Annotated in this window: 11 protein-coding genes; 2 read left to right on the top strand and 9 right to left on the bottom strand. The window is 36.6% G+C overall.

Annotated elements, in window-relative coordinates:
* A partial coding sequence (locus tag WD048_15460) for a hypothetical protein (GenBank protein MEX0813615.1) occupies positions 1-188 on the top strand: 188 nt, incomplete at its 5' end.
* Between the two features lie 292 nt (positions 189-480).
* Here WD048_15460 and WD048_15455 read toward each other — a convergent pair.
* From WD048_15455 to WD048_15435, 5 genes are all read right to left on the bottom strand, one after another.
* A complete protein-coding gene (locus WD048_15455; protein ID MEX0813614.1) occupies positions 481-2,943 on the bottom strand; it encodes a DUF5686 and carboxypeptidase regulatory-like domain-containing protein in 2,463 nt (820 codons plus the stop codon).
* Between the two features lie 53 nt (positions 2,944-2,996).
* On the bottom strand, positions 2,997-4,334 hold the full coding sequence (locus WD048_15450; protein ID MEX0813613.1) for a hypothetical protein: 1,338 nt from the start codon (positions 4,332-4,334) through the stop codon (positions 2,997-2,999).
* A gap of 58 nt (positions 4,335-4,392) precedes the next feature.
* Positions 4,393-4,965 (bottom strand): RNA polymerase sigma factor, encoded by a 573-nt coding sequence (locus WD048_15445; GenBank protein ID MEX0813612.1) that lies wholly within the window; start codon positions 4,963-4,965, stop codon positions 4,393-4,395.
* 69 nt (positions 4,966-5,034) lie between these two features.
* Positions 5,035-5,628, bottom strand: coding sequence for an RdgB/HAM1 family non-canonical purine NTP pyrophosphatase (gene rdgB, locus WD048_15440; GenBank protein MEX0813611.1), 594 nt, complete (start codon positions 5,626-5,628; stop codon positions 5,035-5,037).
* 59 nt (positions 5,629-5,687) lie between these two features.
* A complete protein-coding gene (locus WD048_15435; protein ID MEX0813610.1) occupies positions 5,688-6,182 on the bottom strand; it encodes a hypothetical protein in 495 nt (164 codons plus the stop codon).
* A 45-nt stretch (positions 6,183-6,227) separates the two neighbouring features.
* Here WD048_15435 and WD048_15430 point away from each other — a divergent pair, with 45 nt between their 5' ends.
* The gene (locus WD048_15430; protein MEX0813609.1) at positions 6,228-7,307 is read left to right on the top strand and encodes a branched-chain amino acid aminotransferase; all 1,080 of its coding nucleotides are present in this window, start codon (positions 6,228-6,230) and stop codon (positions 7,305-7,307) included.
* Positions 7,308-7,568: 261 nt separating this feature from the next.
* Here the strand turns inward: WD048_15430 and WD048_15425 are convergent, their stop codons facing one another.
* The 4 genes from WD048_15425 to WD048_15410 form a co-directional block, all read right to left on the bottom strand.
* On the bottom strand, positions 7,569-8,450 hold the full coding sequence (locus tag WD048_15425; protein MEX0813608.1) for a DUF1571 domain-containing protein: 882 nt from the start codon (positions 8,448-8,450) through the stop codon (positions 7,569-7,571).
* Positions 8,451-8,539: 89 nt separating this feature from the next.
* Complete coding sequence (locus tag WD048_15420) at positions 8,540-9,025, bottom strand: Mpo1-like protein (GenBank protein ID MEX0813607.1); 486 nt, start codon at positions 9,023-9,025, stop codon at positions 8,540-8,542.
* Positions 9,026-9,369: 344 nt separating this feature from the next.
* A complete protein-coding gene (locus WD048_15415; GenBank protein MEX0813606.1) occupies positions 9,370-10,029 on the bottom strand; it encodes a hypothetical protein in 660 nt (219 codons plus the stop codon).
* An 80-nt stretch (positions 10,030-10,109) separates the two neighbouring features.
* A complete protein-coding gene (locus tag WD048_15410; GenBank protein ID MEX0813605.1) occupies positions 10,110-10,790 on the bottom strand; it encodes a hypothetical protein in 681 nt (226 codons plus the stop codon).
* Positions 10,791-10,822 lie beyond the last annotated feature (32 nt).

The following is a 10,822-nucleotide window of genomic DNA, read 5'->3' as shown; positions in this document are numbered from 1 at the left end:
ACAGAATTGAATATGCAGCGATAGCAATGCCGGAGGCATTCAATGTTTATAAAAATCCAAGAAAAAAACTTTTGCAGACCCCAGCGGGGTCTTACTTGTTGCAGCAATTCTTACTTTTAAGAAAAAAGTGTTACCAGCAAGCACGATCTTCAAATTGCTTTACGAGACGTTCCGTGCCTTTTGTATGAAAATTCCAAACCGATAATGGCTGAAAACATTGGTTAAAATATTTATTTTAAATTAATTCTCAAAATAAAGCAGCTATGTGCGTGAGACGTGCACTAAAACAAAAGTACGCACTAAAGGGGCTAAAAATAAAAAGCCCCCGGCAAATAAATACCGAAGGAGCTTTTTAAGACCTTTAAGTTGCTGCAGACAATTAAAGGAGAGTATCGTGAGTCATATTTTATTGCTGTATTGTGATTTGTTTTACGGTTTACTTTGTGGAAAGTTTCGGTACAAAATAAAAATTGATACAGCTTATAAAGAATTGAGGTCTATGCCTATGCGAAAACCAAAACTGGTACGCTGTTGGGAACTTAGGGCAGTAATAAAATCCACTCTGATCACTCTGAAGATATTTTCTATGCCTACATCAATTTCAAGATAATCCTTATTGGCTTCCGAATAAATAAAATGCGCCCCTCCTACCAATTGTAAATTTAGTTTTCTCACACCGGGAATTTTATTGAGTAGAAAACCATCAAAATTGTGTTGGAAATGTGCTTCTACAAAATCAGAGATGGTACTTAAACGATAATAATGCAGCATTTGAAAGCCATCCGCATAGTTTTGTCCAATAATGGTTCTGTTGCCATCAAAATGCTTGAAATCGGGGAATTCTACCCGGCTTTTATTGAGGAAACTGCCCAGTTTCACAAGATATTTTGAACGTCCAAAAAGTCCCATTTTCACTTCCTGCTGGATGTCAAACTCCAGGAAATCATAATTTTGAACACTTTCAAAAATTCCTGGTACCGATTTTTTATAAGTAAGGCCGAATGTGGGCCATTTAGATTGGAATATAAGCTTTTGATCTGGCCGTGAGATGTACTTCTGTCCGGGTCTGTAAGAAGCTCTCAAGCGTAAATTAAAGGTATTATGGTCCTGATATGCTCCCCCCCATTCATTGTTTACAGGCTGATTGCTGCTATAATCAACTCCTTTTCTATCTACAACTTTAAGGTCTGATGTGTTTTCTAAATAATTCCGCTGTCCGTAATGGACTTTGGAAAAAAAGAAAAAACCATTGAACAACTCTTGACGCCAGCCCAAATTGATATAGCGTTCCTCAAAAATTTTCAGGTAATTGACCTCATAAAAAAGCGAATAAAAAGTATTCACCAGCTCATTAACAGGTGCATTATTATTGTATTGAAAAACATATTGGCCAAAATCAAACTCTACTCTCCCAAATGTTTTTGGATTATAAGTAAAGTCAGAAGCCAGATGGGTATTGAAATGCGTATTTTCCAAGCCATAGCGGAAAACCGGGTTTAAATTCAAAACCCTGGCATTTTTCAATTCTTTGCGAATGTTTAAATCAAGCCGGAAATTAAAACCCTCTACTGTATTGAATTGCACCAAATCCAGTAAAGACTTGGTCTGCAATGTCCATTTTTTATATGAGCGCTGATAGGTATATCCCAATATAAGTGCAGAGGGCGTAAAGCTATTGGCCATTCGGTCAACTGAATCGAGATAGGTTTTTGACTTTCGCAATTCTTCTAATTTTTCTTTTTTGTAGTAGTCCTGCTTTTCGGTCTCAGTTAATGGAATAGGTCGGTATTCTTCCCAGAAATCTTCTTTGAGCTGATTGGCTTTATCTTCAATTCTTAGCAATTCATTACTAAACATATCATCAGGCAGATCAGGATTGATTTTATAATTGCTGAAAATTCCAATAAAATAACCTTCCGCATTGATTTTGAGGATATTAAAATTAAAATCGAAACGCTGGGAAAGTGGCATCCACAAGGTATCGTTCAACTCAAAATAGTTCTGCCTGATTTCAAGTGTATCAATAAACTTCACCTGATTGGCCTTGGTCAGCATCAAATCCAATGAATGTATATTCCAGGTGTCTTCAACAATATAGATATAGCCACTAAACACAGGGTCATTCTGCCGCTTTGGAATAACCTTTATTTTATTGATCAAATGACCATCTTCTTCAAAAAATCCTTCTAGGCGATAATCGTAATAGAAGAATGCATTATCAGAAATAGGGGAAACAAACAAGCGATCTGTAAGAAAATCAAACTGGAAATTATTTTTGTAAAAATTAAACTCCTGAAAACCTCCTGTGCTGTTCCAGGTAAATGTTTGACTACTACCGCTAACCTTCGAGGATTTTACAATTTCTTTGGTTTTATTGGGGGCTTTGTAATAAAAGTCTGAAATAGATTCAGAGAGGTAAATAATTCCTGAATTATTAGAATCCAAAACACCTCCGATATTGATGCTTTGCCCCATGATTTTATCAGGAGCGCTCAAAATACGCTGTAAGCCTTTTACATAAGCCTCTACCTGATAGGCTTGCACTTGATTTAAATGGTATTCGCGCTTTTCAATGACTTTACGCATAATTGCATAGGCTGGATCTTCTGCATCAGCACTTACCACCACTTCATTGAGCTGAATCTCTTCTTCATTCATTACAAGGTTCAGTAGTTTCATACTGCTGCCAAGCTCTACTTCAATTTCTTTTCTTTCAAATCCAATAAACTGAAACTGAATATTGTATGTCCCTGAAGGCAGTTCAATTTTATAATAACCATCCTCATTTGTGGTAGTGCCTTTTTGAAGTGATGGGATAAATACATTTACAAAGGCAAGCGGAGCACCGGTTTCATCTTTCACGTAACCCTGAACCCCTCCTGCTAAAAGCGATTCAATACTGAAAAAGAAAACAATAAATAAAAATAGAATTCTGATAGTCACAATGTAAATCTACTATCTGTATTGATAAAAAATAAAATTATCGTGGAAATTCATTATTTAGAAACAGGTAAAACAAAATTAATTCCTGCCTGGAACTGATAATTCAGACGAAGATCAGAATTGGCATTTTTCACAGAAAACTTAGGGAAATCTTCTTTTGATGAAAAAACTGCTGCTGATGCAGCTGCAGAAAGAGAGATGTTTTTATGCACAAACCATTCGTAATCCAGTCCTATATTCAGCGCCAATTGTGAAGGTTCAAAATACTGACTTGCATTTTCTATTTCAGTATCGCTCATTGTCATGCTGGCAGATCTCAATTGTGCATAAGTAATACCGGTACTGAGACTGATACCATGCGGCAACTTATTGATTCCATTAAATGCAGCATATCTGAATTTCAATGCAAAAGGAATTTCAATGTAGCGAGCATTTATATTTCCTTCAGTAAATATTTTATCGTATCGATTGTCCAGGTAATTTACATCTAAATCGGATCTGTAAATCCCGGTTTCAAATGCCAGAAAGCGCGTGAAATTCCAGCCTATTTTTCCACCATAAGTAAAAGCACGAGCACTGCTAAGTGTGACATTATCTCCCAAAAACGGTTCAAATTGTCCTTCTCTTCTCAGCAATCTATTGTATTGAACTCCTGATGAAACGCCTACATAAAGCCCTTTCATCAAATCATTCAGCTCCTCTTTTCTTTGGGTTTTGCTTAAAGCATTGAACTGTTCCTTGTCATTTAGAATATTGTCTGCCTCATTATTTTCTATGTTTTGAGAATTGGTCAAAACAGCGGTAGAATTTTCAATAAATGAAGGGGAAAGGCTGGCAAGAAAAACGGGCTCCTGCCCTACTGCATCTGTTAAATCATCAGCAGGTGGGATTGCTCTTGCTTTTTGCGAAGTTTTTTTTCGATTTGAGTTTTCAGCACCTGAAAATTGGCCACGCAAAGTAGTATTTTGATTTGTTGCAGTACTGCTATTTCCTTGTTCTGCTTTCTCTATGTTACTTGAAACCTGGGGAGCACTTTTTGAACTTGAAATTGCCCAGACGGGATTGCTTGATGAAACAAGTTCTTTAATTTCAGTAGCCTCCGAAGCTTCAGCTATTGGGTTGTCTGAAACTGTTTCGCTGAAAGCAAAGTCATTGTAATATTCTTCTAAATCGTAATTGATGAATACATTGGTCAAAGTAAGCGGCAATAAAATCAGAAGTGCAGCAAAATACCAATGGTTGTATTTTCTCTTCTTTATATCCGCATCTAAATCACCACTCACCCTGTTCCACAAATCCGGATCGGGAGTGGCATGCATATCCCTTAACCCATCTCGAAATGTATTGTCGAGATTTCCTTTGTTATTATTTGAAGGGCGTTTAAAGCGCATTTATTTTTGATTTAGTTCTTTAAGATAAGCTTTTCGATGAATCAGTTGCACCTGAATTCTAAGAAACTCCGTCCAAAGAAATTTTTTGAGTTGTGGTAATTTTTCTTTGCAAAACCTGTCTTGCTCTTGCCAATTGAGACTTAGAGGTTCCTTCGGTTATGCCCATTAATTTAGCTATCTCCTTATGCGAATAGCCTTCTATGGCATATAGATTAAAAACAGTTCTGTATCCAGGAGAGAGCTCCTGTACAAGGTAAAGCAAATCTTGTTGTTCGAGACTGTCAAAAACTGTGTGGTCGTGAATTTCTATAGCTTCTCCTGCATCATTTACTATAGGGTAAAGATTAACGGATTTGCGCAAATGCTCTATGGAAGTGTTTACAAAAATTCTTCTGAGCCATCCTTCAAAAGAGCCTTCTTTCCTGAACTTGTTGATGTATTTAAAAACTTTCACAAAAGCATCTTGAAGCACATCTTCGGCTGCGTGGTAGTCTTTTGCATAACGCAGACAAATACCGAACATCTTAGGGGCATACTTGTTGTAAAGCCCATATTGTGCCTTGCGATCTCCGGCTACACAGCCTTTGATCAGGTCATCGTCTGAAACAGCTCCTATATAACTGATTTTCATGATTAATTGGGTTTATAGCCTTTTGAGAAAGTTTGCTTTAAATTTACAAAAAATTGCTTTTATATTTATTTAATCGTCTTGTTTTTTTAAAAAATTCAGAAATGAGTTAAAAGCTCTGCTCCTATGAGATAAATTTATTTTTTCATTCGCTGTCATTTCTGCAAATGTTCTATACTGATTTTCCGGTATGAAAACAGGGTCATAACCAAACCCACTCACACCTTTTGGCTTTTCAGCAATGCTTCCATTCACAATGCCTTCAAAAAAATGATACTGAATTCCATCCCAATAACAAATCACTGTTCTAAAACGTGCGGTTCTTTCATTTATTCCTTCTAAATTTTTCAGCAATAGCCTAATATTGTCTGCTGCATTTTTACTTTCACCGGCATAGCGGGCCGATAAAACTCCTGGGGCACCATTCAATGCTTTCACTTCCAGTCCTGTATCTTCAGATATGCAGGGCGTTCCTTTTAGCTTTATCAGATAATCTACTTTGGCTTGAGCATTCTCCTTTAGAGTATCAAAGGGTTCTGGAATATCTTCTTCTATGCCCATTTCTTTCAAACTTTTTACAGAATAGACACTGCCTTGAAGCAAATGATTGATCTCTTTTACTTTATTCGGATTTCCGGTGGCAAATAAAATTTCTTGTTTGTTCATAACCTGTGAGTTCGATAATTATTTAAAAGCTGAGCACTAAAGAATTTCCAAACTCAGGTTCATACTTTTACTTCTGTCAGATTGCGCATTTTCTTCCATACCTTATTTTTCAATTCTGCATTGCCGTGAAACTCGCTAAGTGCATTGGTAAGCAAAAAACAAGACCCGTCAAAAGGAATAATATTGTTTTTAAAATTATTGGCCTGAATACCAATATCTGAGAAATTGATGCCAAAAAGAATAAAATTCTTTGACTCTACCATTGTTTTCAACTGTCTCCACAACAATGGGTTTTCATTATCTATCTCGATCATTGCAGTAGTTGCTACTTTAGTTTCCAGTGCTTTTCTCATATTCTGGAGCAATAGTTTATTATCAGGATTAGGCAAGCGATGGTCGGTTTTATCAACTAAAATGATTATTTTAGCTGTTCCAATTTGCTCGATCTGCTCCTTATAAAATGCAGAAAGAGTATCGTTAATTTGAAATAATCTCCGGGAATTAAGAAAAAGCATATTTCCCGGTTGAGCTTCTATCAAGTTATTTTGGTTCATGAAGTTTGATTTCAGTGTTTTAGCGAAAACCTAAAAATTTAAGCTATGTCTTACAAAATTAAGATAGAAAAGAACAGCGTTTCTAAAATTCATGAAGTAGATTTCAACAATATTCCATTTGGCCGGGTTTTCTCCGACCATATGTTTGTTGTTGATTTTATTGATGGTGCATGGAAAGATTCCAGAATCATCCCTTTTCAAAACCTTTCTATGCATCCTTCAACTTCTGCGCTTCATTATGGACAGGCTATTTTTGAGGGTTTAAAAGCCTACAAAGATCATTCTGGGAACATCCAGATTTTTCGTCCCGAAAAGAACATTCAGCGCATGAACAGATCTGCTGAAAGAATGGCCATGCCCCAAATTTCCGAGGAACTGTTTTTAAATGCAATGACTGAACTGATAAAGCTTGATCAGGAATGGATTCCCACAAGTGAAGGTGCATCCTTGTATATCAGGCCTTTTATGTTTGCTACTGATGAATATGTTGGAATTAAAGCTTCCGACAACTATAAATTTGTGATTTTCACTTGCCCTGTACAGGCTTATTACAGCCAACCGGTAAAAGTGAAAATTGCCGAGAAATATGTAAGGGCATTCCCCGGAGGTACTGGTACAGCCAAGGCTGCGGGAAACTATGCCGGCACACTTTATCCTGTGAATTTGGCCAAACAAGAAGGCTATGACCAAATACTTTGGATGGACGCTAAAGAATTCAAGTATTTGCAGGAAATCGGCACCATGAATATTTTCATACAAATTGGTGATAAAATAATCACCCCTGATTTAAGCCAGGGAACTATCCTGGAAGGTATTACAAGGGATAGTGTTCTGCAATTGCTCCACGATTGGGATATTGAAGTTGAAGAAAGAAGAATTACTATTGATGAAGTAGTTGAGGCTTATAATAAAAATGAACTGAAGGATGCCTTTGGCACTGGCACCGCTGCCACAATTTCACATATTTCAAATATTGGCTACAAAAACAAAAATCTGATTTTACCTGATCCCGAAAGCAGAATTATTTCAAACCGGATAAAAGATGAGCTGAATAAAATCAAACTATCTCGCGCAGAAGACAAGTACAACTGGATGTACAAAATCAACCTTGAAGCTACTGTTTGATATAATAGTTAAAGTCATTCTTCGGGCAAGAAATAGCCGTCAGACGGCTTTTCTAAAAAGTTTCAAATAATTCATTACGCATTGATAATTCTATAAATCAGCCGTCAGACCGCTTTTCGGGGCGGACTCAAATATTGATTGCATCCTGCTTGTACCTTTGTTCCAAAAAAGCCATTTACCCATTTCAATGACGATAGACTTCCAAACTCCGATTAGCAATCGGAATTAGACTTGGGAAGTCTTACAAAAAACAATCACACCTCAAAACCCATAAGCTGAATAATCTTCACTGAATTGATCAGGAGCAAACTGTGGGTTCACTTTCAGATCGTGAAATTCGTATTTTTCAAACTGCCCTTTTTCATCGTGCATAATTTGCACTATGGGCAGCATATTGCTTTTATCAAGGTATAAAATGGTCTTCTTGGCATAAGATGTAGGTAGCTTGACTTGCTCTCCTTCAGGAAAACTGTCAAACCATTTTACATTGTCGTTTTTATCTATCACCAGGTAGGCATTAATTCCACGCCTGTCGGCAAGTGTATTCAAATTATCACCAGGTTTCACTACATAATCTTCATAAGTAAATGTTGGATCATAGAGTACAATCTTATAGCAGGAAATGCCATTCCATGTAACATCACCATCATACACAAATACCTGGTTGATCTCATCAGGGGATTTGGCTTCTTTTGCTGCACGGTTAAGTGCTTTAGTGACAATTCCGCCCAGGTATTCAAAACCCGTATTAAAAATTGTGTGGTGTTGGTCTTTGCGCAGTTGACTACCGTAAGGATCGAGTTTTAAGTTGGGCAACCATTTTTTAGCATTTACCAGTGCTTTGCCATCGAGTTCATTTTCTTTGTATAAAACCTCAACACCTTCATTGGGCGGAGAAAAATTTTTGACATAAATTCTCAATGGTTGTTTTTGAAAATGGGTAAGCATCTCATTGTATTGTGTCTTGCTTCCATTATCAAGCCTTTCCCATGCTTTTAGCGTGTAGGTGAGTGTGTTGACTTTTTTAATGGATTGAAGCATTTTATTTAAAAGCTCCTGCCCGGTAGGCTGGTCTTGCGCTTGTATAAAATGGACTGAAAAGCAGAAGAAAACAAGTGAAAAAATCAATAGATTCTTTTTCATATTATAGTGTATTTAAAATTTGAATGGTAGTAAAAAGTACATTGTAAAAACGACAATGGAAAATCCATAATTAATTTCAACCGGGAATATCAGCTGTTTTTATAAGGAAGCCCAACACTTTTCAACATAAAATGTAAAAGCCAGGCCGGACCGATCAGCAAAAACTGCAAATCCTTAAAGAAAGAAGGTTTTTTGCCTTCAATATTGTGCCCGATAAACTGCCCGATCCATGCGATTACAAAAATACCAACCGAAACCAACAAGTGATAGACCCAGTTTTCATCCAACATTTGAAACAATGTGGCATTGCCCAATACCATTAAGGCAGAGATAATTACAAAGCCGATAAACAATGGTATGGATAATCGGATGTAAAAAAGCAATGCTGCGGCCAAAACAATGGTCGCCCAATTGAGATATGTTGACGATTCAAAAATTGCCGGTGTGGGTATAATCCAAAGAAGGCCTACCAAAGAGAATACAATTAAGGGTATGCATATCCAGTGAATGAGCTTGTTGGTTTTGTTTTTATGGCTTTCGCCATATTCATCCAACCATTGATCTACTGTCTTCATAATAAAGGAGTTTTGTTCAAAAATATAAAAAAACCCTTAAACCTGCGTTCGGAAATTATTTATTGCTCAGAATGCCAGAAAATAGTGAGATTCGACTGGGAATATTGATGGAATAGCGGGCTATTTTGAGATATTTCCAGGAAGAAGATCGCTGTTTTCTGACATTTGAAATCCATAAAACGCAATTTGCTGCGTTGCATTTGCTTGGTTTATCCCGATAGACCTTCACAAATGGCGCCTTGCCTATTGCGTTTTAATGAATTTCTGAGCTTTTTAATAATTATCAAACTCAGGTTTACAGAAAAAGTTTCTGCAAGGGTTTTTATTTTATAAGCAATTGATAATTACTCTACAACATCATCGCATGGCGCACCATCTGCTCTTACGCGAAGATAATAGGTAAAATCCATATCAACTCCATTATTTACTGCAAGCGAGGTAGCTTCATCACTTATTGGGTTTTCAAGCACATTGACTTTAACAGTTACATAAACGCCCAATTTGTAGTCTCCTTCAGCTACAGTACTCAAACCACTTAAACTGATACAGCCATGTTCTCCCGGAGCAAAAGTTCTGTTAGAATTGGAGAACTCATACTCAATACCTTCCGGTAAATTAGTGAGAGAATCAATGGTAAGATATTCTACTTCAATATCATTGCCCTGAAACTGGATTACAGTAAAGTTTTTAATGTAAATAACTTCATTGTAATCTTCTCCCTGAACGATACATGCCAACTCATTGTGATTGGGCGCCAAACCAAAAGAATCTTCTTCAAAGGTGTATGCATCCCGGTCGCAAATATCCGAATCATGGTTTGCAGGTGCAATTTCGCAGTTTTCTCCTGTGTAACCTTCTTCACAGACACAATCACCATCTACACATTCACCATTTACACAAGTGATTTCTGCACAGAGATCTGTGTCTTCATCATCTTTACCGCATGCTACAATAAAAATTGACAGGATAAAAAATAAGCTTAATATTTTCAATAGATTTTTCATGATTTTTTACTTTTAAATGAAAAGCTGCCCAAAACAAATCGGGCAGCTTTATTAAATGTTTTATCTAAAAACTATACAACTTATTCAATAGCATTTGCAGTATCAACAGCTGTACACTGAGTTCCTGCTGCTCTTACTCTCAGATAATAAGCAAAGTCTAAATCCGAATTAGGCGCAACTTGATCAATTAATGCTGAAGCTTCATTGGATATCGTGCCTATACCTTCAATATCTACAGTTACCCAAATTCCTAATTTATAATCTCCAACTTGAGCAGTTGTTGTTCCAGTAATATAAATACATCCTTGTTCACCAGATGCATAAGTTACTGGCACTTCTCCTTTATCGAAAGCATAAGAAATACCTGTAGGTACATTTGTTAATGAATCTACTCTTAAAGAGTTAACTGTAATAGTTGAACCTCCAGATGTTTCAACAGTTGTGAAGTTTTTGATGTGAACAGTATCAATATAAGATTCATTCAAGAATATACATTCCAAGCCATCATAATCCGGCTCTAAACCATATTCTTCAGTAAATACGTAATCCCCACATTCATCAGTATTGCCAGTTGCAGGAGGAGTTTGACATCTATCACCAGTATATCCATCTATACATTCGCAATCACCATCGACACAAGTACCACCATTTTGGCAAGTTATAGCATCACAAGGATCTGTTGGTTCTTCATCATCACCACAAGCCATAAAAGCCAGTGAGACAACTAAAAATAAGCTTAAAATTTTCAATACGTTTTTCATGTTTTTTTGTTTTTGGTTAGTTTTTAATTAAA

It is taken from the genome of Chitinophagales bacterium, assembly GCA_040877935.1.
Taxonomy (GTDB): domain Bacteria; phylum Bacteroidota; class Bacteroidia; order Chitinophagales; family CAIOSU01; genus JBBDNB01.
Note: the sequence above shows the minus strand (reverse complement) of the source record. Positions and strands in the feature narration are given on the sequence as shown.

Coding starts and splice junctions, on each gene's coding strand:
- WD048_15450 (MEX0813613.1), bottom strand. CDS start 4,334: ATGCGCTTTAAACGCCCTTCAAATAATAACAAAGGAAATCTCGACAAT.
- WD048_15445 (MEX0813612.1), bottom strand. CDS start 4,965: ATGAAAATCAGTTATATAGGAGCTGTTTCAGACGATGACCTGATCAAA.
- rdgB (MEX0813611.1), bottom strand. CDS start 5,628: ATGAACAAACAAGAAATTTTATTTGCCACCGGAAATCCGAATAAAGTA.
- WD048_15435 (MEX0813610.1), bottom strand. CDS start 6,182: ATGAACCAAAATAACTTGATAGAAGCTCAACCGGGAAATATGCTTTTT.
- WD048_15430 (MEX0813609.1), top strand. CDS start 6,228: ATGTCTTACAAAATTAAGATAGAAAAGAACAGCGTTTCTAAAATTCAT.
- WD048_15425 (MEX0813608.1), bottom strand. CDS start 8,450: ATGAAAAAGAATCTATTGATTTTTTCACTTGTTTTCTTCTGCTTTTCA.
- WD048_15420 (MEX0813607.1), bottom strand. CDS start 9,025: ATGAAGACAGTAGATCAATGGTTGGATGAATATGGCGAAAGCCATAAA.
- WD048_15415 (MEX0813606.1), bottom strand. CDS start 10,029: ATGAAAAATCTATTGAAAATATTAAGCTTATTTTTTATCCTGTCAATT.
- WD048_15410 (MEX0813605.1), bottom strand. CDS start 10,790: ATGAAAAACGTATTGAAAATTTTAAGCTTATTTTTAGTTGTCTCACTG.